Source organism: Bacillus cereus group sp. BfR-BA-01310 (assembly GCF_022664325.1).
Lineage (GTDB): Bacteria > Bacillota > Bacilli > Bacillales > Bacillaceae_G > Bacillus_A > Bacillus_A paramycoides.
Window position 1 is genome coordinate 49,782 of record NZ_JAKUHD010000001.1, and the last position, 21,164, is coordinate 70,945.

The following is a 21,164-nucleotide window of genomic DNA, read 5'->3' on the forward strand; positions in this document are numbered from 1 at the left end:
GTTCTCCTCTTTGAAGTGTTTATTTTGTTTTTGTAAGTAAATAAAGAAAATACGGTGCTCCTAAAGCCGCTACTACTACACCAGCTGGAATAGAATTTGGCTCAAATAAAGAGCGTCCTATCGTATCTGCGAGTACTAAAATAATCATTCCGATAATACCCGCTAGCGGAAGAAAGTGTTGATATGTAGTACCTACTAACTTTCTTGCAATATGCGGAGCAACTAAGCCGATAAAACCAATCCCTCCTGCCATCGATACACTCGCGCAAGATAATCCAACCGCTGTAGCTAAAAGTAATAAACGTTCTTTTTGAACAGAAACACCAAGTCCTGCTGCTACACTATCACCTAGTGACAGTGCATTTAACGTTTTTGATTTTAGCCACGCGTACGGAGTTAGTATAAAAATCCAAGGTAATAGCGCAAGGACATGAATCCAATCTCTTCCCCACACGTTACCAACTAGCCATCTAGAAGCGAATGTATACGTCTCATCATTTAACTTAAGAGAGAAAAATAACGAAATCGCACTAAATCCAGCTGAAACTGCAATACCAACGAGAATAAGTCTAATGGGAAGTAAACCTTTTGACCGGTCACTCGCAAGTATAATAATAAGAAATGCAGCTAACACTCCCCCGCCAAATGTAAATAACGGTATTAAAATCGATGCACTCTCATTAATAGAATGAAAGAGAGTAACGAAGACAATAAGCCCGAAAGATGCACCCGAATGTAATCCGAGAATACCTGGATCTGCGAGTGCATTACGGGATAGCCCTTGCAAAATCGCACCGGAAATCCCAAGGCCAATACCAGCTAGCATTGTGATTATAATTCTTGGCATACGATAATCGTATAGCACGGTTGCACTCTCAAAATCACCATAACCAAAAAGCGTTTGAATCACTTTGAGCGGTGCAATACTCAGCGTCCCCGTATTTAGACTAATCAAAATTACAACGATACTTATACATCCGAAAATTGTAGTTACAGTAATAGCCCTCTTTTTATCCGTGTTAAAAAGATCTTTCACTTATAGCTCCCTCCCAACTTTACGTGCTATATAGAGGAAGAACGGAACCCCAACAAGAGCTACCATAATTCCTATCGCAAGTTCTTTAGGAGGATTTACTGTTCTTGCCCCTAAATCAGCTAAAACTACTAACATAGCACCTAATAATGCTGACATAGGAATAATAAGCCGATAATTAACACCTACTAATTTTCTAGCGATGTGCGGAATGACAAGTCCTACAAACCCAATGGAACCAACAGCTGAAACAGATACACCTGCAAGAATGACTACTATAATCATCCCAAGTATTCTCGTTCGGTTCGTTTTTACTCCTAAATTCGTAGCAACATCATCCCCCATTGATATAAGTGAAATAGACCGCCCTAGCACTGTCGCAAAAACAATCGTTATGAGAATAATAGGCACTAAAAATTTCAAGTGATCCCACTTTACCCCTGCAACTCCACCAGCGTACCAAAACGCTAAATCTTGGCTTAGATCATAATAAATCGCGATACCTGAACTTAACGAATGTAAAAGCGCTGCCATAACTGCTCCTGCAATCGTTAGCCTCATCGGTGTTAACCCACCTGATGTTGCCGATCCGATAATAAAAATGAGTACTGTACTTAAAACAGCTCCCATAAAGGAGACAATCATTAAATAGGAATACGGCATATGCGGGAAAAAAGCAAAACTAAGTGCTACTACAAACGTCGCACCAGCATTTATTCCTAATACACCTGCATCAGCTAAAGGGTTTCGTGTTACCCCTTGCATAACAGCCCCAGCGACTGCAAAAGCAGCTCCTACAACTGCCGCGCCAATTACCCTCGGGAGCCTTAATTCATAAATAATTTGATGCTGCGTTAATTTTGGATTGTAATCAAAAACCGCTGCCCACACCGTTTGTAAATGAATATCCTTTGCACCGAATGCAATAGCTAAAAATATAGACCCAATTAAACATAAAATTGTTAAGCTCATAAAACATACGAACTTAATATGTATCCAGCGATTATTGCCAGCATGTACAGTAGACTTATGTAACATGTTTCATTTCATCCTTTATATTCAGTTGTTTTTTATAATAATTTTTTATTTATAATCATTATTGATAATAATTATCATTTTCATTTAGATATTATATCCCCACTTTTTTTAAATAGCAAACTATTTTTTTACTTTGTTAAAATATTAAAATACTTATTACAATTCCCTTCTAAAACTTACAAATACATGCAAAATAGCGCGGTGTTATATTTTCAAATTTATAGTATACTAAGTTATTGTTTCAATTTTCCAAATACGTATATCGAAGGTGAAAAAATGTTTTATGTAAAACAACTACTACACTTTACTTACGAACAAGCATTATCCTGTTTGTTCCCTGTCGTTATTTTTTTAACACTCGCCCTTTCAAAACTCATTTCTATCCCAGGGCTATATCGTTATGATTTCATACTCATCGTATGTCTTCTTATGCAATATATAATGTATAAAACCGGACTTGAAACGAAAGATGAGCTGAAAGTAATTACTGTTTTTCATTTGATTGGACTTTTACTAGAAATATATAAAGTGCACTTTGGATCATGGAGTTATCCTGAAGAGGCATATTCAAAAGTTTTAGGTGTTCCGCTTTACAGTGGTTTTATGTATGCAAGTGTCGCAAGTTATATATGTCAAGCGTGGAGAAGGTTGCATTTACAAATGTATAATTGGCCGAGGGCTATTTTTGCAATACCGTTAGGAGCTATGATTTATTTCAATTTTTTCACACATCATTTTCTATATGACTTTAGATGGGTATTAACCTTACTTTTATTCATTGTATTCTTTCGGACATTTGTAGAATTTTCGTTACAAGGAGTTACATATAAAATGCCGCTCGTACTCTCATTTTTCCTTATTGGATTCTTTATTTGGATTGCAGAAAACATCGCAACATTTTTCGGGGCGTGGCAATATCCAAATCAACGGGAGGCATGGAATCTCGTTCACCTTAGTAAAATTAGCTCATGGTTTTTACTCGTTGTCATTAGTATTATGATTGTTACGCAGCTCAAGCATTTGAAGGAATCAAGAGGATAATGTAAATACATATTAGAAACTTCTAAGCTTCTCTACTTACTCAATAAAAAAACGAAATCCATCTAGGATTTCGTTTTTTTAACTTCTTCAAATCTATAGAGCTTTAATAATTCGTTCCATCGCTTTCATTTGACCAATATGATCCGCTTCATGATAAAGCATCATACCGTAAAGCTCCCCTACTGTTTCCAATCCTAAAAATCGCTCTGGAAGTTTATTTTCAAACGCTTCTGCTGGAATTGCATTAATGCGCTTTGCTTGCTCTTGTAACTGAGACTTTAACACTTCTAATGAAGGGCCTTCTGTTTCCCATTTAGATGGTCTTGTTCCATATCCAAACAAACCTGGATATTCACTTGGCAAATGTTTAAACTCTCTTCCAAACATAAACAACTCTGCTGCAGATAACACGTGACCAATATGCCAACGAATTGTATTATTAAAACCCTCCGGCTGCGTATCCGCAGTTTTATCATCTAAAGTTTCCATAAATTTAAGTAATGCCCCGCGAGTTATTTCAAATTGTTTTAAACCAACTATTCTATTCACTCTATCATTCCCCTTTTTTATATACAATTTATTTATAAATCTACCAGAAACAATTAAGAAATACACCTAATATGCTTAACGCACCAAGGCAATACGATAAAAAAGGTCCACTCCTCGTAAATATAGAATTACTTACTGCACAAATATTTCAGTAAACAAAAGAGGAGTGTAATTGCATGCTAGATGTTTTAAAACAACAATATAATCTTATTAGTTCTACAAGAGAAACTCTATTTACGTTTTTAGAAGAAATCCCATTAGAAAAATTGCACAGCACAGTTCCGAATTTCGGAAACGGTAGCATTATAAAGACCCATAGAATTCCACTCCTTTATTAATAACGTCCAGTTTTCCCGTAACCGTTATTAATTGTAACTGCTTCAGCATCAGCCGTATAACCAAAATCAGCAGTTAAATCAAACACCATTCCTGTATAAGTGCTTGTTTGGCCTGTTTTAATTGCTCCATTACCACTATTAGAGTCTACTGATTTTTGAAATACACCGTTTTTATATTTATTAATAACAGCGTAAGCATATATCCCTCCAGAAACTGAAGGTGCTGGTTGATCTAAAACAAGCTTAGACCATGCTGCATGACAGTTATTACTGTAACGTAAATAAACGGTCCCTACTTTTTTACCACCCTCATATACCGCTGTAGATTTTGCATTAAATCCATCTGCATCACATGTTGTACTTCCCCCGTATACTTTCGTTGTAGCTGGATTTTTCCCATCATAATAACTACTTAAATCAGTAGCTGCAAATGTACTCCCTTGGAAACTAAATAATACACCTACACTTGCTGCACTTAACACGCATACTTTCATTAGCTTTTTAATCATTTTAAATCTCCTCCCTCGAAATAAGTACGTATCATAAAGACAATCTATACTGCTATGTAAGCCCTCCTTTCAATCTTCCTAGAGGCATCTTACAGAAACGAATAAACGTTGTAAATTCCCTTATGGTTATTGGAATATACGAAAAATTTTACTTATCCTTGTAAGAAAAAAAGTTGAGAAATACACATTTTATAGCATTCTTTATTTAAAACATAAAAGAACCGATACTTGTTTCATTCAAGCATCGGTTCTCTCTATACAAAAGTGCCATTTTTTCTTTCATATAAAACAAATATTTCTCCACTTAATTCGTTGTAAAAAACTCCCTCGTTACATCAATAAATTGTTGTAAAGGAGCTGTCATCCATTTATCTTTATGCCAAGCGATTTGTGTATAGATTGGAGAGATTGAATCCTTTAAAACTAACTCCTTTATCGTCCCCTCTCGTATATCCTTTTCTACTACTATTGCCGGTAAAACGGCTATACCTAAATCGGCAATGACACATTGTTTAATTGCCTCGACACTAACAAACTCAATCTTATTTGCTGGGTATACATCTTCAGCACGAAATAGATCTTCAAATAAAGTTCGATACGAGCAACCTAGTTCTGTTAATAAAAGTGTTTCACTCTCTAAATCTTTTGTAGAAACGGAAGGTTGTTCAAGTAAACGATGCCCCGGAGCAGCTACTACTTTTAATTCTTCTTTCATAAGTGGCTCCACATGTAAAACATCTTCTGTTTTACATTCGTCCAAAATAAATACAAGATCTACTTTCCCCTCCATCAGTTGTTCCTTCGCATCTTTATTGGAATGAGCAGGTTTAAATATAAGCTTTATTTGAGGGAATTGTGCTTTAAACCTTTTTAATATGGAAGGAAGCCTGTATGTACATTGACTTTCTTGCGCACCAATTATTAACGTACCTGCTATTTCCTCATCATCTTTCACAGCCATTTTCGCTTCGTTACTGAGCGCAATCATCTTATCCGCATATAATTGAAACTTCCTCCCCGCTTCAGTTAAGAAAAGACGTTTTCCTAATCTCTCAAACAATGGCGTACCGAGCTCAGTCTCTAACGTTTTAATTTGTGCTGTTACGCTCGATTGGGCAAAGTTTAATTTCTTCGCAGTTTGGGTAAAATTCAAGCTTTCTGCAGCTACTTTAAATGTAATTAATTGTTTTATCTCCATTTATCATCCCTCTTTTCAATCGAAATTCCCGATTGATTCCATCGAAATAATCCTCTTTGTCTATTGATATTTGTATTGTATGATAAAAAATATATACAAACAATATAAATGGAGGTATTCCATATGAAAGCACTTTGTTTCGAAACATTCGGAGACGCTAATGTACTACAATATAAAGAAATACCTGATCCAATCATAAATCCAAATGAAATCCTTGTTCGTACGAAAGCAATTGGCTTAAATTTCGCTGATATTTATAGACGCCGTGGCGATTATCATCTCGCTGGCAACCCGCCTTATATATTAGGTTATGAAGGGGCTGGTATTGTTGAAAAAGTAGGAGCCGGCGTTACTACAATCAATCCTGGAGACCGCATTGCATTTGCTGATGTCCCATTTGCAAACGCAGAATTAGTTGCCGTTCCTTCAGAAAAAGCAATTCCACTTCCAGATTCTATTTCTTTTGAAACAGCCGCTTCTGTACTATTACAAGGATTAACTGCACATTATTTAACGAAAGATAGCTATCAAATAAAACAAGGTGATACAGCTTTAGTACACGCTGCAGCTGGTGGTGTTGGTCAACTTCTCGTTCAAATGATTAAACTACAAGGTGGAAAAGTGATCGGTCTAACGTCATCAAAAGAAAAAGCAAAGATAGCAACGTTAGCTGGTGCCGATCACGTATTTTTATATACAGAGGCATGGCATACGAATGTACTTGAAGTGACTAATGGTGCCGGGGTAAATGTTGTGTATGAATCAGTAGGTTCTACATTAGAAGACAGCTTTAAGGCTACTAAAACTGGTGGTACTGTCGTATTTTACGGAATGGCTGGAGGTAATCCTGCGCTAGTTGATCCACGTATGCTTATGGATACTTCAAAAACTTTAACTGGTGGAGACCTTTGGAATGTACTTACATCTTACGAAGAGCGAAAAAAACGTTCCTCTCAATTATTTGAATGGATTACGACCGGAAAATTAAACATCGCAAGTCCTACTACATTCTCTTTACAAGACGGTGCCCGCGCTCATGAATTATTAGAGAGCCGAAAAAGTACTGGGAAGATTTTATTAATCCCATAATCGTTCCAATTTAAAAAGGAAGCTAGATTTTATTTCTTTGCTTCCTTTTTTCATTTTATTAATGTTCACTTTCGCTTCTTCTTAATAACCCTGTTATTTATATTTTTTTCTGTCTATACTTCTTTTTCTAGACCACTCATTTTCAAGTTCATAAAATAAACGAATCTAAATATTAAAGGAAAAAACAAACCTCCGGATATCAACGATCCAATAAATACAGTATCAATAAAAGAAAAAATCCCAAAGAATATCATTCCAAAAAAATAAAATACAACTGCACTCCAATAAATAAAACGTGGAAATTTAGTTTGGAACGAATCACCTTTTTTACATGGTTTTCCAAATAAAAAATGAACTGTTTTAATCAACATAATCACTTCTCCATATAATTGTTAAAATTCTTTTCTACTTAGAATTGAATATAAATAACATAATATTTATCATTTCATTTAAATTTTTCGACACCGAAATTATTAACTATGCCGAACACCGTATGACCTTTACTCATGTTCAAAACCTCATATACGGTGGAAAAGCCCCCTCCTATTTATCGCCAGACTATATCGTCCCTCACCTAAAAAGTATGGTTTTTATATCACTTACTCTTCCTCTTAAAAATCAATCAAATAAATTGAAAACATTATAGTTTTGTAAAGGCAACGACAACAATATATTTTTATTTAAATACAAATCGTCTATCCCCATTATCATGTTGCAATTCAAACAATACTGGATTACTAACAAATCTTTTTAACAAAACGTATGCCTCATGATCAGTTATTTCATTAGGAATATTAATTCCACTAAATGATGTTGAGGAAATTAGTGTATGAAAATCATATTTAAATTCATAATCACCAATATACGCAAGTGCCAATTTCCCTTTCCATTCAATTTGATACGTCTGCCCTTCTAATCTAGTAAACTTAATATTATGAAAGACTGACGCATCATGTCCAAGTAAATAAATGTCAAATGCAGTTAACTCTAAATCTAAGTTCTTCTGCTCATCTTCGGATAAAAAATCAATTGCAAATCTCTTCCCATTTAGCATATCCAAATCAAAAGGCGCCTCATCACTTCCTACACGAAACCCTTTAAAATCCCATTCTTCTGATGACAAAGTGCATCTATGGAAGTTGTTCCATACAATCTTCGCGTGCCAATCATCTTCTTCCTCATCATCTTCTTCATCCAAATCTTCCTCATCATAATCCGCAGTCTCTAAATGTAAATCAAAATACAAACCAGCTATACCATTTACCCCTTCTTCCTCTGCATATTTAAAATGTGCACTCCACTTAAAATTAGTAACTCGATGACCATTAGGCCACGGATTGTCCACAAAGTATATTCGATCCATATTCACACGTTCCCCTACTTTGTTTTATTTCTCGTAAACTTACTTATGATTTCGAGATGTAAGACTATACTACTATCCATCCAATAAGCTGCAAGACGATTTGTTGTTCCTACCCTCTTACTATATCATCACAATAATTCTCACGGTATATTTTTAACAGAATATTCCGATTCAAATACACAAATGATATACGAAATAAGAAAAGGAAGCTAGATTTTTCTAGCTTCCTTTTCTTATTTCTATTTGAGATATTATTAGATTTCCACACTTTCTTTTCCTTTTTCAACATAACTCATATCCCCAACCGATTCGACTGTATAGGACCCATCTTGATATGAAATTTTCGTTACACTTGCATTTTCCACTCCAAGTTTTGTTTTACTACGATCTAGCATTTCTATTAATGCAGTTATCATAAGTCCATGGACCACAACTAAAACGTTGCCTCCTCCATTTTCAGCAGCTTCTTCACTAATTTTGTTAATCTCTTTTTTGATGCGAGTAGAAAACACTTCCCAATCTTCTGCCTGTTTTGTAGGATCTGCTGCCCTAATCAGATTAATAACTTCTTCAACAGAATACTTCATGAGTTCGTCTGCTGATGTAACACCCGCAGCTTTTCCGATAGCATCCCACATAATTTCAACTTTTTCACCTTCAAAAGTACCAAAGTTCAATTCACGTAAATCTTTTCTTTTCTCAAGCTTTAACTTTGATTGCTCATTATATTTTAATACTAAATTAGCAGTTTCAATCGCTCGACCGCTATCACTACTATATACTCTAGTAAAATGAATATCTTTTAATCCAGTTCCTAAGTTTTCGGCAACTTCAACGCCTTTTTCTACTAATGAAGAATCTGCCCAACCTTGCACGCGATGATTAGCATTTAATATAGTTTTACCGTGTCTTGTAACATATAACGTAACTTGATTATCTTGATTATCTTGATTATCTTGATTTTCATTTAATACATTACTATCAGTTGCTTGCTTCTTCATATTATTCTCTCCCCTTAGGTTTCTATATCAATTTTAACATCTCGATTATCCATAGAGCAAAATATACGTAAATAGATCCGCTTAATAAAAAAGACGCCATCCTTTCTGTATATTCCTACAAAAAGATAGCGTCTTTTATGATTATATTTCCTTTACCTTAATGGCTATTCTTATCCAGAAAAAGCCTCCGAATACTGAACAACCCCTTCTACACCTTGAAGAGCATTCTCTCTTAGTTCCATTGCCATAAACACTTCATCAGGCACTTCAAATGGTGCTTTTATATTCCAATCACTTGCTTTCTTAAAACCAAACTTCGGATAATAATCTTGATGTCCTAATACGACGACAGATCCATATCCTAGTTCTTTTGCTTTTTCTATAGCAGCTGCGATAAGCTTTCCACCAATTCCTTTCTTCTGATGGCTTGGAGCAACTGAAACCGGTGCAAGTGCTAATGATTCTACAGAAGTTCCATCCTGTTCTATCGTAATTTTTGATAACATAATGTGACCAACTATTTCTTTATCTACCGCAACGATTGATAATTCAGGAATAAACGCATCACATTTTCTAATACGACTAACAAGTTCATGTTCTGTTTTATCGCTAAATTCTTCATTTAAAAATGCTTGTTTTACAACTTCTTCTGTTTTGCTATAATCGTTTTGTTGTTCTTGTCTAATCGTTACCATTCTATATTATCCTTTATTCTTTCTAATTTCTTTTTCAATTTTACGAAGTGCTTTTTTCGATCCGCGCTCTAGATCATGCTGCATTTTTCTTTCTTTATAATCGACAAATAACGTATTTAAATCGTATCCTTCTGGGTATAATTCCTTCGCTGCTACCTCTAAAGTAATACGTTTCACATTCACTTCCATAAATTCACCGTTATAATATACAATGACATTATAGAAATTATCTTTTTCCTTATAGACGATTCCGAAGTCGTTATGATCTAATAATTTCACACGGTCTCCGATTTTATATTCATAGTGCGTTTCTCTTTTTTCTTGTACGAATTTCGGTTTTCTAATTTTACTTTCATCCACTTTTTCTAAACGATACTCTTTATTTCCCATATACTCTTTCGCTCTTTGCAATACATGCTCTTTTACGTTCATTTTATTTGCAATCCAAAGTGCATTACTTTCACCAGATTTACCGATAACTAATTTATAAAGCGGCTCTAACGTCTCACTATTAAACTGCATTGCTGCGTTCATAAAATCACTATGCATTTCTGAAAATCGTTTAATTTCACCGTAATGCGTACTCGCAATTGTAATACACCCTGCAAGATAAAATTCTTCTAAAATAGATATCGCAAGCGCCGCACCTTCATTCGGTTCCGTACCGCTTCCTATTTCATCAAATAATAGTAGCGTATTATTATTTGATAACCTCATGATCTCAGAAAGATTTTTCATATGAGATGAAAATGTACTCAGTGCATTTTCGATACTTTGATTATCACCAATGTCTACAAACACGTTTTCGAAAATAGCAATTTCTGTTTCTTTATCTCCGGCAATATGAAGGCCTGACATTGTCGCTAATGTTAACAATCCGATTGTTTTTAGCACAATTGTTTTCCCGCCTGCATTCGGCCCAGTAATAATTAAACTACGATATTCTTGACCGATTTCGAAATTTAACGGTACAACTTTCCCTGTTAAAAGTGGATGCTTACAATTCACTAAATGAATGTGGCCATGATCGTTTAACTTCGGTTCTATTCCATCGATAGATTTACTAAACTTCGCTTTCGCAAATACCATATCATATTGGCTAATAAGTTCCATATTAATTTTTATTTGATAAATGTTTTCTAGTATCATTCCTGATAATGTCGCTAAAATTTGATACTCTTCCATCGCTTCTTCTGCTTTTAAACTAGCCAATTCTACATTTAACTTTGTAACCGTATGTGGTTCTATAAATACAGTAGAACCTTTTGCAGATGCTTCAACAATACTTCCCGCAACCTGATTTTTATATGAAGATTTAATTGGAATCGTATATCTATCATCCTTTTTACTAATAAAGAACTCCTGAATATATTTCTTATTTGCACTATTACTTAAAAACTTCGTTAAACGTTCTTTTATTTTTCCATCTACAGAATCGATATTATTTCGAATTCTTTTTAACTCTTTACTAGCAGCTGCATCAATGCTATTTCCTTTTATTGAAAAGTTAATTTCCTCTTCAATACTTTTAAATTCAGTCATTGAATTTGCATAAGAAGCTAATACTGGCGCAAAAAATTCTTTATCCAACATAAATTTTTTAATCTTTCTACATCCACGTAAAAAGTCTGAAACACTCACTAATTCTTCTGGATCTAAAATCATCCCTTTTTCTAATTTTTGAATTGTACTAGCGATATTAGAAATTCCGAAGAAAGACACATGCCCTTCTGCATCTAATATAGCTCGTGCTTCTGTCGTTTCATTTAAACGATTTCTCACTACTTTCAAATTCGTACTCGGCACTAATTTATTTAATAATTCCTTACCTAATCCACTTACACAATATGATTTCACTATTTCCTTTAATTCGTTATATTGTAACTTTTCAAAAGTCATCGTATTCATTTTGTTTCTCCTCACTATGATTGATTCTTATCATAAATGAAGATACCTACTCATTAGATTCCAATGAGCTCTACATTATTAAATTTCCATTTTTATACATTAAAAATATATACAAAAAAGCTGCGGGGATACCGCAGCTTTTACATTTACAAGGCAAGTGTAATAACGTATGAGGAAATAAACCATCTAAAAAAGTACATGGCACTCCTCTAATTACACGCTTTATAAAGTATTGTAGGTATCTTCATAGGTATCGAAATAAATCCATGACAAAATTAGGGGTATGATGTACATAAAAATCCCCTGGTCTTATCCGATTTATTTCATTAAATTTTTCCTATTTAGTACCTACCGCACTCACAAAAAGCACCTCTCATTAATTTATATTATAGTCATTGAAATCTAATTTATTGAAATCATCATACTATATGTTTTGCGAGAAGTAAAGGTGCCACACTTTAGTCGTACGCACATTTACAGACTAGTCCCCCGACTTATTGCAGATGTTTTCTCGTACAAAATTACATACAATTAGTTTGTAGAACATATTACGGAGGGATTTATATGACAGACTTTCAAAAACAATTTTTCACTAGATTATATATACAAGAGAAAGAATCTGTGTCATTCGATGATGTAAATGATATTATGTACGCGATGGCACAAGCCGTCCCTTTTGAAAACTTAAATATTCTTCAAAACACTTTTACTGAAATCTCAAAAGACAGCCTTCACCAGAAAATTTTATTAAACAACCGTGGTGGCCTTTGTTATGAATTGAATCCGACTATGTATTACTTCCTTAAAGACTCTGGATTCGATGTTCATCTCGTTTCAGGAACAGTTTATAACGCTGCAAATTCGATATGGGCTGTTGATTCAGGACATATCGCAACTGTTTTACAACATCAAAATGAACTTTACTTAATTGAAGTAGGTTTCGGATCATATTTACCTCTTGCCCCTGTTCCATTCTCAGGTAAAGTTGTTCATTCTGTAACCGGCGATTATCGTATTCGTAAAGAAACGACTGAAAAAGGAGATCATATTTTAGAAATGCGTAAAAACAATGCGTTTTTAGATCAATCTTCTACTGATAATTGGACCGTAGGCTATGCATTTTACTTAGAAGAAGTGAATGAAACAAAGGTAAATGCAGCGCAAAAAATTATTGTAGAGCACGAGAAATCACCTTTCAATAAAGTCCCTTTAATAGTAAAGCTAACTCATGATGGGCATGCTTCATTAACGAAAGATAGCCTCACTATAACAAAGCAAGGCAAGAAACTTAAAGAATCACTTACAGAAGAACAATATACAAATCTTTTACATTCAACGTTTGGTATTTCCTTATAACCTTTAAAGCCTTGTCATTTCCGGCAAGGCTTTTCATTTTTCAGCAGGGATTTTTTGCAATTTGTTGTATTTCATAGTTATATAGGAATATAACTACATATCTAGAAAGGAAATGATTATGACAGAACTTAAAGATCGATTACAAATAGCTGATAAAGAAAAATGGGATTTAACGGATATTTACCATACAATTGAAGATTGGGAAAGTGATTATAACAAAATTGAAGTATTAACAAATGAATTGAACGAGTTTAATGGAAATATTCATGATGGCAGTAGCCTACTTGCTTACTTAACAAAAAGTGAAGAAATATCTAGCATTTTATCAATAATGTTTGCTTATGCAAGACTACAATCTGACCTTGATACACGTGATACTGCCTCCCAAGCTCTTGTCGATAAAGTATCACAGTTACACATAAAAGTAAGTGCGGCTAAATCTTTCTTTTCTCCATTCTTACTTAGTGTAGATGAAAACACATTACATTCTTACATAGAAGAAACAGAAGGCTTACAATATTATAAAGAAGATTTATTCGAATTATACCGTTATAAAAAACACGTTTTAAATAAGGACCAAGAAGAAATTTTATCACAAATGGGTGAAGTACTTTCCTCTCCGCAGCATACATTTGGTATGCTAAATAATGCAGATATAATATTTGGTGAAGTGACGACTGATAATGGAGAGAAAGTAAATTTAACGCGTGGAATGTATTCAAAGCTAATAGAAGATGAGAATCGTGAGAAACGTAAAGAAGCTTATAAAGCGTATTACAAACCCTATGTTCAATTAAAGAACTCCATTGCTTCTACTTTATCCGCAGCTATTAAAAATAATGTTACTGTTTCAAAGCTAAGAAAATATCCATCCGCTTTAGAAAAATCATTATTTGGTGATATGGTTCCGAAAGAAGTTTATGAAAACTTGATCGATACAACAAAAAAAAATATTCAATCACTACATACTTATAATCATTTGCGCAAAGAAAAATTAAACGTAGATGAACTAAGACAATACGACTTAAGCGTCGATTTAGTAAAAGGTGTAAAACAAGACATTTCATATGACGAAGCGTTTGACATAATGATCGCGTCACTAGCTCCTTTAGGTGAAGAATATATTGAAACATTAAAAAGCTTTAAAGATAAGCGATATATAGACGTGAGAGAAACACCAGGAAAACGTTCTGGTGCTTATAACTTTGGTGTATACGGTGTCCACCCTTTCATTCTTTTAAATCATCACGATGATTTAAATAGCCTTTTCACCCTTACTCATGAATGTGGTCACGGTATGCATACGCACTACTCACACGGTTACCAACCAAGAATTTCTGCACACTATTCCATTTTTGTCGCAGAAGTCGCTTCTACAGTAAATGAAGTGCTATTAATTCATCATTTATTAAAAGAAGCAAAAAATACGGATGTACGTAATCATTTAGTAAATCATTTCATCGAGAAATTTAAAGGTACCTTCTTTACACAAATCATGTTCGCAGAGTTTGAAAAAATCACACATGAAATGGCTCAGCAAGGTAAACCATTAAACGCACAAGTCTTTAGCGAAATTTATGAAAACTTATTTAGAGAATATAATGGCGACTCCCTCGTATTTGACGAAGAAGTAAAATACGGATGGGCTAGAATACCACATTTCTATCGACCATTTTACGTGTACAAATACGCAACTGGATTCGCTTCTGCAATCCAAATTGCTGATAAACTTTTAAGCGGTGAACCAGATGTTCAGAAAAACTATATCGAATTCCTTAAAGGTGGTAGTTCAGACTACCCACTAAATCTACTAAAGAAAACTGGTGTAGATTTAACAACACCAGAGCCAATTGAAAGTGCATTAATTCGCTTCAATGCACTAGTTGAAGAATTTTCAACATTATAGACAAAAAGAATGCAGATATACTCTGCATTCTTTTTTCATTTAATCCAAGTGCTGTTGCGTCACACAGTGAATCATGCCACCATACGCATATAATTCATTTACATTAATACCAACAATTCTTCTACCTGGAAATTGCCCTTCAATAATTTGAAGCCCTAACTTATCATGTTCATCACCGTATATAGGAACCAATACAACTTCGTTTCCAATATAAAAATTTAAATACGACCCTTTACAGTCTGCTTCTTTTACCACTTGCCGTGTTACCGGTACTGGGATGAGCTGAAATGGATTTCCATCTATATTTCTTGCTTGTCGCAATTCTTGATAATGCTTTTCGTACGCCTCCAAAAGGTACGATTCGCCTTCCCCGAAAGGATCATATTCATAAAGAATTGTATTTTCATTTACAAAACGTGCTGCCCCATCAATATGGTAATCTGTATCTTCATCATAATTATCCTCTCCGCGAATGCCAGTAATCCATACAAAGTTCGTTACACCTAAATACTTCGTCAACTCCATTTCAATTTCTTCCTGACTAAGCGTAGGGTTTCGATTCTCATTCATGACTGACGTTTTTGCTACCATAAGGGTTCCTTTTCCGTTTACCTCTATTCCTCCACCTTCTAGACAAACATTGACTTCAACTTTTGGAATACTATACATTTCACTTATTTTCTGTGGAATAACAGCGTCTTTTTCATACGGGTATTTATTCCCCCAGCCATTGAAAATCCAATGTGTTAGCGAAAGATTCCCTTCCTTATTTCTTACAAAAATAGGGCCATTATCTCTTATCCAAATATCATCAGTTTCTTGAATTAAAAAATCGATTTTATCCATATTTACTTTAGCTTCAATTAACTTCGATTCAACACGCGTTTTTTCTTCATCATTATATACAACAATATGCACATTCTCTCCATAATGAAGCTCCTTTGCCATCGTTACCCAAATATCATCTAACTTCGCTCTATACCCTCCACCTCTATGAGTTCTATCATGAGGCCATTGGAGCCATGTCCCCTCATGTTTTTCCCATTCCGCAGGCATATAAAACAAACTATTTTCTATATTTCCCATACTTGTTCACCCCTTCTATGAATGTACGTCCAGTCTATACTTTGACATAGTGTTAAGGTCAACTATTATTCGTATTACATTTTAGTAACTGGAATGCAAATTTGCGTCACATACTCCTCTACTGAACATTCACATTCAGGCCCTTTTACATACACTTCATATGGCGGCGTATCAGTTATATAACCATTCTTTTCAATCCACTCTTCTAATGTCATATAACCGTAGCCTATATAATCATAACTTCCATAATGCATCGTAGTAACAGTTTGATGCTCTACTAGCTTTTTTATCTCACATTCTCGGGAAGATTCTTCATTGTTCTCATACATAATCGGAATTCTTAATTCAATATCACTGCGATTTGGAATATACTCTTCATCGTAGAATACAGCAGAAGGTGAACCGATTACTGTAAAACAATTCATTTGTACTTTTTCATATAAAGAATGAAAATAGTCGTCCATATCATTTATATCGATTTGTAACCTTTGAGTAATTACAGTTATTTCTCCTCTCATTCCAATGAATATATCGTATGTTTTATGCTGAATTGCATGTAAATCTCTATTCATATTTATCATTTCATTCATTTCAGAAATAACCTGTAAGTGTTGTTTCACTTCATGAGACAACTCTATAATTTGCGATCGCATATGTTTAATAAATGAATCTTGATCTGATGACTGAAGAATTATTTTAATTTTCGAGAGAGGAAACTTATACTCTCTTAATTTTTTAATTCTTAACGCTACTTCTAATTGCTCCTGCTCATAATATCTATATCCATTTACCGGATTAACATATGCCGGTTTTAATATCTCCTCTTGGTCATAATGTCTTAACATCCGCGTACTCATTTTACAAATCCGAGAAAATTCAGTGATTGTGTACATATACATGCTCCTTTAATGCTTTATCTTTTATAAGCCTATAAACACCTTCTACCCTTTTAAGCAAGTACACCTGTAAACATGTATTAAAACCAATCAAAAAATTTCCTAATTGAAAATTCCTCATTTTGATTCTTCAATCTTTTTATTTTTGAAGGTAACAAATGATTAGGACAATACCACGTTAAACAATTAATGGCTCCTCCCATTGTTGATATCTCTCCTACATGAACTTGAATCACATGTTTATCAGTATGTTTTTGAATATATTGAAATACTTCTTTATCCCTAGCTAATCCAAACTTAGGAACGTAGATAGTATCATTTGTCTCTAACATATTTATATATAAACCTTTTGCTGATGCTATCTCTTGATCATATTGCCCTTTCTCTGTATATGAGGAAGGAACAACTATAAATTCAGCTTCTGGCATTTGTTCTTGAATGATTTCTTGAACGCTATGCCTAAATTCATGATCCCCTAGAAAATCACTAATAAACATTGTATGATTATCAATAAATTTCACCATACCATCCGCATGAGCAAGTACATCTCCCGGTTCAGCAGGAATGATAATAACACGACTGACATCTAAATCCCATTCCAATTGCTCTATAATCTCTTCTTCCGTCCAATCATAATTATCATCAAATATGCGTTCCGTTAGTATAACAGTATCTTTTTTATTCCAAATAAGATTTCCGCCGTCTAATATCAATGGGGATGTCACATATTTAAAGTCATTTTCTCCTAACCACTTATTAAATTGTTGATTTAAATATTGTCCTTGATTTTTTGGTAAGTAATTTGGTTGATATTTAAATTTAACAAGGTGATTTGTTACAACTGGTGCAACATCTCTCAGCCAAATATCGTCATACTCAAAATGGCTTGTATGAAATTCTTGTTCTTCAATAGATAAAGATATAAGTTGATCTGTATATGCTTTATTTTCATTTAAGTTCTCATTAAAATAAATAAGATCTTCATAAAATGGTCGATAACATTCATTCGATTTATCTGGTATCGCAGTAAAAATAATCCCGCCCTGTATGTGTTCCATATTGATCCCCTCACTTTTTATGATTAATTAGAAAAACGTCTTTATCACGATAAAAACTGCTATCCCTCTATTCAAATCTCCTATGCTTACTTGTTTTTTTGAAACGTGCACATTTCATGAATGGATTATAGCATGGGGTAATATTATATATTTATATAAAAAATATAAAGCCGTGGTTGAGCGATAAATTGACTCTTGACAGACTTTTTCATAATAAATTTTTATTTAATAAAAACTAAAAAACAAAGATGTAATTATAAATTCATAGAAACTTTATTACAGAAAATAAAACAAGGCAAAATAGATACCACGTTATCTATTTTGCCTATGATTAAACTTCAATTTACTACTTCAAGCTAACGGGTTGTTGTTGTGTAATACAATGTATCATACCGCCATTTTTATAAAGTTCTCTCACATCAATACCTACTACTTTACGATCAGGATATAGTTTTTGAATGGTTTCATTTGCTATTTTGTCATTTGGATCATTATAATTAGGCACCAACACAACTTTATTCCCAATATAATAATTCACATATGACCCCTTATAATCGAGAGTTTTCCCACTTTCTAACGTAACCTTATTTTTACTTAGCGGCAGGTATACATATTTATATTTCCCACCTGCAGCATTTTTTGCACGCATCAGTGTATCAATATCTTTATTTGACAATCCCCATTCCACCAAATCGTCTTCAGCCAGCGTTATAATGGTAGATTTATCGTGAAATTTTGCAAATCCATCAATATGAAAATCAGTAATATCTATGTTTGGTACCCCGTCTAACCAAATAAAATTCGTTACTCCAAGTTCACTAATATATTTCTCAATTTCCGCTTCTGATAATTTCGAGTTTCTGTTTTTATTCGTTACAGCGCTTCTAGTTAATAAAGCCGTACCGTTACCGTCTAATTCAATTGCCCCGCCTTCAAGTACAAATTTATGCCAATCAATTCTTTCCACCCCTAATTGTTTACTAAGGTTTTCACGAATACGGGCATCATTTTTATAAGGCGTTTTCTTCCCCCAACCATTAAATCCCGGATCTAATATTTTTAGATTTTTATTATTATCATAAACAAACATCGGTCCACTATCCCTTGCCCATACATCATCAGTAGGAGCGATAAAAAAATCAATTTTCTCCATATTCAGCCCTTCATCTGTTAAAAGTTGATTGATTCTTTCTTTTTCTTCTTGATCATATGCAACAATGTGAACTTTTTCACCTTCAGTTAATGCACTTACCATTTCAATCCAAATAGGTTCTACTTCTTTTTTATACTCCTGTCCATATGTGTAATCATGTGGCCATTGCAGCCATGTGCCTTCATGCTTGCTTTTTTCGTCCGGCATTGTATATTTCCCTACTTTTTCTTGCGCCTCTACCTTCTCAGTATTCTCATTATCTTTTTCCTGAGCACACCCACCAATAATTGATGCGGATAGAGCCGCTACCAAACAAAGCGTTACTATTTTTTTCATTTCTAAACCTCCTAATTTTCTCTACAACAATGTAAAGCTTCACATAGTGTGAAGCTCAAGCTTTTTTTCAATATAAAACAACATTTTTTTACATCCGACATAATATTCCATACATCTAGCCTTTATATGATGTAACTTCTTAATAACGACCTAAATAAAAAATCGGTATGGACAATTGTCCATACCGATTTTTCATTATATAGCTACTACCTTTTTTCATTTCTATTACATATTAAACACTTAGTTTGCTGCTAACAAATCTTTTGCCATCTTTCTAAATTCTTGATTAAATGCATCATTCATTCCATTTTGTACGTTTGAGAAAAGAATTACAAAAGTTCGTTTATCCCCAGTAAAATTATTAAAAGTGTTCCAACCAGCTAGCACCCCGTGATTATGATTATAATCTGGGTAAATGTAAAAACTAAATCCATATTTTCTAGCTGGTGATACAGTAAACATATCTGATAAGCTTTGTTTAGAAAGTAATTTACCATCCATAATTGCCTCATCTAACCTTTTCATATCATCAACAGTTGTATACATTTCACCACAACCATATAACCAACTCATTTTTAAACGAGGTGTTGTTACTAACTCATTATTTTTTTTCGTATAACCTTCTGCTAAAAACATATCCCCAGGCAACGTTGCACCCATCCCAGATTCATGCATCCCAACAGGAGTAAAAATATTTTCATTCACATATTCAGCGAGCGGTTTATTCGATATCTTTTCTACAATATACGCAAGTACCATATAATTATAATCTGTATATCGCCATCCTGTACCTGCAGGAAATTCAAGCTTTTGAGATCCAATCCATGTTACTAACTTTAAACGTGATGCTGCCTCAACTCTACCTTGTCCCTGCTCAGGTAATCCCGAAGTATGCGTTAGCAAATTTCTCAATGTAATATTTTTATCTGCTGGAAAGGACGGAATATATTTATTCACATTATCTTCTATATTTAATTTCCCTTTTTCTCTTAGCTGCAATATAGATATTGCAACTACCGTTTTTGTAATGGAACCGATGCGATATTTTGTTCTTGGCGTTGTTAAAATTTGATCTTTTACATTCGCATACCCGTATCCTTTTCGTAAAACTACATTATTTTTATCAGCTACAAGGACCGTTCCATTAAATCCTTTATCTTTTAAATATTGATCTAGTTTTGTTGCTGCAATCTCATAACGCTTTTGCTGATTTGCATCGACTTTCGGTTTATCATTCTCAGTCTTATTCTCAAAATTTGAAAATGCCTTCAAATTATATTTCTTATCTTTATTTGCATGTATGAGTGCAGCGACACTCCCACAAAAAATAGCAAAAATAAAGAAAGCAATTAGCCATTTCTTACACATATAGGGACCCTCTTTTATCCAATTTCACGTTATACTTTTCCATTCTATTCTTATTCTATATCTATTAATCTCTAAACATTTTATAATTATACCATCTATCTAATATTCATCATATTAAACTAGATTCCTTTTTCTCACATTCAAATTTTGACTACTCTCTATTGTATTTCTTTTTTGCAAAATTTCCACCTTACAATCGGATACATCTAACTTCAATTTCAATTTCTTATGTAACATTCGTTA

The 21,164-nt window shown here is 33.9% G+C and carries 19 protein-coding genes and 1 pseudogene; 5 read left to right on the plus strand and 15 right to left on the minus strand.

Going from position 1 to position 21,164, the window contains the following annotated elements:
* Positions 1 to 19: 19 nt before the first annotated feature.
* Both MR109_RS00245 and MR109_RS00250 read right to left on the minus strand, forming a co-directional pair.
* Positions 20 to 1,036 (minus strand): FecCD family ABC transporter permease, encoded by a 1,017-nt coding sequence (locus tag MR109_RS00245; protein ID WP_242270416.1) that lies wholly within the window; start codon positions 1,034 to 1,036, stop codon positions 20 to 22.
* Entirely contained in the window at positions 1,037 to 2,071 is a 1,035-nt protein-coding gene (locus MR109_RS00250) for a FecCD family ABC transporter permease (protein ID WP_242270417.1), read from the minus strand.
* Between the two features lie 276 nt (positions 2,072 to 2,347).
* Between MR109_RS00250 and MR109_RS00255 the strand changes: the two genes are divergently transcribed.
* A complete protein-coding gene (locus MR109_RS00255) occupies positions 2,348 to 3,112 on the plus strand; it encodes a DUF817 domain-containing protein (RefSeq protein ID WP_098474033.1) in 765 nt (254 codons plus the stop codon).
* 93 nt (positions 3,113 to 3,205) lie between these two features.
* Here MR109_RS00255 and MR109_RS00260 read toward each other — a convergent pair whose 3' ends face one another.
* A complete protein-coding gene (locus tag MR109_RS00260; protein WP_242270424.1) occupies positions 3,206 to 3,661 on the minus strand; it encodes a DinB family protein in 456 nt (151 codons plus the stop codon).
* A 176-nt stretch (positions 3,662 to 3,837) separates the two neighbouring features.
* Here MR109_RS00260 and MR109_RS00265 point away from each other — a divergent pair.
* Positions 3,838 to 3,978: pseudogene (locus MR109_RS00265) on the plus strand (DinB family protein); the annotation flags it as partial.
* Positions 3,979 to 3,995: 17 nt separating this feature from the next.
* Here MR109_RS00265 and MR109_RS00270 read toward each other — a convergent pair.
* Both MR109_RS00270 and MR109_RS00275 read right to left on the minus strand, forming a co-directional pair.
* Positions 3,996 to 4,508 carry a DUF2690 domain-containing protein gene (locus MR109_RS00270; RefSeq protein ID WP_098308285.1) on the minus strand — a complete coding sequence of 171 codons (513 nt, stop codon included), beginning with the start codon at positions 4,506 to 4,508 and terminating at the stop codon, positions 3,996 to 3,998.
* 304 nt (positions 4,509 to 4,812) lie between these two features.
* Positions 4,813 to 5,706, minus strand: coding sequence for a LysR family transcriptional regulator (locus MR109_RS00275; protein ID WP_071718007.1), 894 nt, complete (start codon positions 5,704 to 5,706; stop codon positions 4,813 to 4,815).
* A 123-nt stretch (positions 5,707 to 5,829) separates the two neighbouring features.
* Here MR109_RS00275 and MR109_RS00280 point away from each other — a divergent pair, with 123 nt between their 5' ends.
* On the plus strand, positions 5,830 to 6,795 hold the full coding sequence (locus tag MR109_RS00280; protein ID WP_242270426.1) for a quinone oxidoreductase family protein: 966 nt from the start codon (positions 5,830 to 5,832) through the stop codon (positions 6,793 to 6,795).
* A 113-nt stretch (positions 6,796 to 6,908) separates the two neighbouring features.
* Here MR109_RS00280 and MR109_RS00285 read toward each other — a convergent pair whose 3' ends face one another.
* From MR109_RS00285 to MR109_RS00305, 5 genes are all read right to left on the minus strand, one after another.
* Entirely contained in the window at positions 6,909 to 7,166 is a 258-nt protein-coding gene (locus MR109_RS00285) for a hypothetical protein (RefSeq protein ID WP_242270429.1), read from the minus strand.
* Between the two features lie 305 nt (positions 7,167 to 7,471).
* Complete coding sequence (locus MR109_RS00290; RefSeq protein ID WP_242270431.1) at positions 7,472 to 8,158, minus strand: hypothetical protein; 687 nt, start codon at positions 8,156 to 8,158, stop codon at positions 7,472 to 7,474.
* 254 nt (positions 8,159 to 8,412) lie between these two features.
* The gene (locus MR109_RS00295) at positions 8,413 to 9,159 is read right to left on the minus strand and encodes a histidine phosphatase family protein (RefSeq protein ID WP_242270433.1); all 747 of its coding nucleotides are present in this window, start codon (positions 9,157 to 9,159) and stop codon (positions 8,413 to 8,415) included.
* A 170-nt stretch (positions 9,160 to 9,329) separates the two neighbouring features.
* On the minus strand, positions 9,330 to 9,854 hold the full coding sequence (locus tag MR109_RS00300; protein WP_242270435.1) for a GNAT family N-acetyltransferase: 525 nt from the start codon (positions 9,852 to 9,854) through the stop codon (positions 9,330 to 9,332).
* Between the two features lie 6 nt (positions 9,855 to 9,860).
* Positions 9,861 to 11,762, minus strand: coding sequence for an endonuclease MutS2 (locus tag MR109_RS00305; RefSeq protein WP_242270437.1), 1,902 nt, complete (start codon positions 11,760 to 11,762; stop codon positions 9,861 to 9,863).
* A gap of 564 nt (positions 11,763 to 12,326) precedes the next feature.
* On the opposite strand from MR109_RS00305, the gene MR109_RS00310 reads away from it, so the two are divergent.
* Both MR109_RS00310 and pepF read left to right on the plus strand, forming a co-directional pair.
* A complete protein-coding gene (locus MR109_RS00310) occupies positions 12,327 to 13,118 on the plus strand; it encodes an arylamine N-acetyltransferase family protein (RefSeq protein WP_242270438.1) in 792 nt (263 codons plus the stop codon).
* A 118-nt stretch (positions 13,119 to 13,236) separates the two neighbouring features.
* Positions 13,237 to 15,024, plus strand: a complete 1,788-nt coding sequence (gene pepF / locus MR109_RS00315; protein WP_242270443.1) for an oligoendopeptidase F — start codon at positions 13,237 to 13,239, stop codon at positions 15,022 to 15,024.
* Positions 15,025 to 15,063: 39 nt separating this feature from the next.
* Here pepF and MR109_RS00320 read toward each other — a convergent pair whose 3' ends face one another.
* The 5 genes from MR109_RS00320 to MR109_RS00340 form a co-directional block, all read right to left on the minus strand.
* The gene (locus MR109_RS00320) at positions 15,064 to 16,110 is read right to left on the minus strand and encodes an agmatine deiminase family protein (RefSeq protein WP_242270445.1); all 1,047 of its coding nucleotides are present in this window, start codon (positions 16,108 to 16,110) and stop codon (positions 15,064 to 15,066) included.
* Between the two features lie 74 nt (positions 16,111 to 16,184).
* Entirely contained in the window at positions 16,185 to 17,003 is an 819-nt protein-coding gene (locus MR109_RS00325) for a MerR family transcriptional regulator (protein ID WP_242270448.1), read from the minus strand.
* An 83-nt stretch (positions 17,004 to 17,086) separates the two neighbouring features.
* Complete coding sequence (locus MR109_RS00330) at positions 17,087 to 18,064, minus strand: agmatine deiminase family protein (protein WP_242270450.1); 978 nt, start codon at positions 18,062 to 18,064, stop codon at positions 17,087 to 17,089.
* A 346-nt stretch (positions 18,065 to 18,410) separates the two neighbouring features.
* Positions 18,411 to 19,553, minus strand: a complete 1,143-nt coding sequence (locus MR109_RS00335) for an agmatine deiminase family protein (protein ID WP_071718017.1) — start codon at positions 19,551 to 19,553, stop codon at positions 18,411 to 18,413.
* 240 nt (positions 19,554 to 19,793) lie between these two features.
* Positions 19,794 to 20,921 (minus strand): serine hydrolase domain-containing protein, encoded by a 1,128-nt coding sequence (locus MR109_RS00340; protein WP_071718018.1) that lies wholly within the window; start codon positions 20,919 to 20,921, stop codon positions 19,794 to 19,796.
* Positions 20,922 to 21,164: the final 243 nt, after the last annotated feature.

Bases quoted from the DNA above. Each gene is read 5' to 3' on its own strand.
- MR109_RS00250 (WP_242270417.1), bottom strand. From the start codon at position 2,071: ATGTTACATAAGTCTACTGTACATGCTGGCAATAATCGCTGGATACAT.
- MR109_RS00255 (WP_098474033.1), top strand. From the start codon at position 2,348: ATGTTTTATGTAAAACAACTACTACACTTTACTTACGAACAAGCATTA.
- MR109_RS00270 (WP_098308285.1), bottom strand. From the start codon at position 4,508: ATGATTAAAAAGCTAATGAAAGTATGCGTGTTAAGTGCAGCAAGTGTA.
- MR109_RS00275 (WP_071718007.1), bottom strand. From the start codon at position 5,706: ATGGAGATAAAACAATTAATTACATTTAAAGTAGCTGCAGAAAGCTTG.
- MR109_RS00280 (WP_242270426.1), top strand. From the start codon at position 5,830: ATGAAAGCACTTTGTTTCGAAACATTCGGAGACGCTAATGTACTACAA.
- MR109_RS00285 (WP_242270429.1), bottom strand. From the start codon at position 7,166: ATGTTGATTAAAACAGTTCATTTTTTATTTGGAAAACCATGTAAAAAA.
- MR109_RS00290 (WP_242270431.1), bottom strand. From the start codon at position 8,158: ATGGATCGAATATACTTTGTGGACAATCCGTGGCCTAATGGTCATCGA.
- MR109_RS00295 (WP_242270433.1), bottom strand. From the start codon at position 9,159: ATGAAGAAGCAAGCAACTGATAGTAATGTATTAAATGAAAATCAAGAT.
- MR109_RS00300 (WP_242270435.1), bottom strand. From the start codon at position 9,854: ATGGTAACGATTAGACAAGAACAACAAAACGATTATAGCAAAACAGAA.
- MR109_RS00305 (WP_242270437.1), bottom strand. From the start codon at position 11,762: ATGAATACGATGACTTTTGAAAAGTTACAATATAACGAATTAAAGGAA.
- MR109_RS00310 (WP_242270438.1), top strand. From the start codon at position 12,327: ATGACAGACTTTCAAAAACAATTTTTCACTAGATTATATATACAAGAG.
- pepF (WP_242270443.1), top strand. From the start codon at position 13,237: ATGACAGAACTTAAAGATCGATTACAAATAGCTGATAAAGAAAAATGG.
- MR109_RS00320 (WP_242270445.1), bottom strand. From the start codon at position 16,110: ATGGGAAATATAGAAAATAGTTTGTTTTATATGCCTGCGGAATGGGAA.
- MR109_RS00325 (WP_242270448.1), bottom strand. From the start codon at position 17,003: ATGTACACAATCACTGAATTTTCTCGGATTTGTAAAATGAGTACGCGG.
- MR109_RS00330 (WP_242270450.1), bottom strand. From the start codon at position 18,064: ATGGAACACATACAGGGCGGGATTATTTTTACTGCGATACCAGATAAA.
- MR109_RS00335 (WP_071718017.1), bottom strand. From the start codon at position 19,553: ATGAAAAAAATAGTAACGCTTTGTTTGGTAGCGGCTCTATCCGCATCA.
- MR109_RS00340 (WP_071718018.1), bottom strand. From the start codon at position 20,921: ATGTGTAAGAAATGGCTAATTGCTTTCTTTATTTTTGCTATTTTTTGT.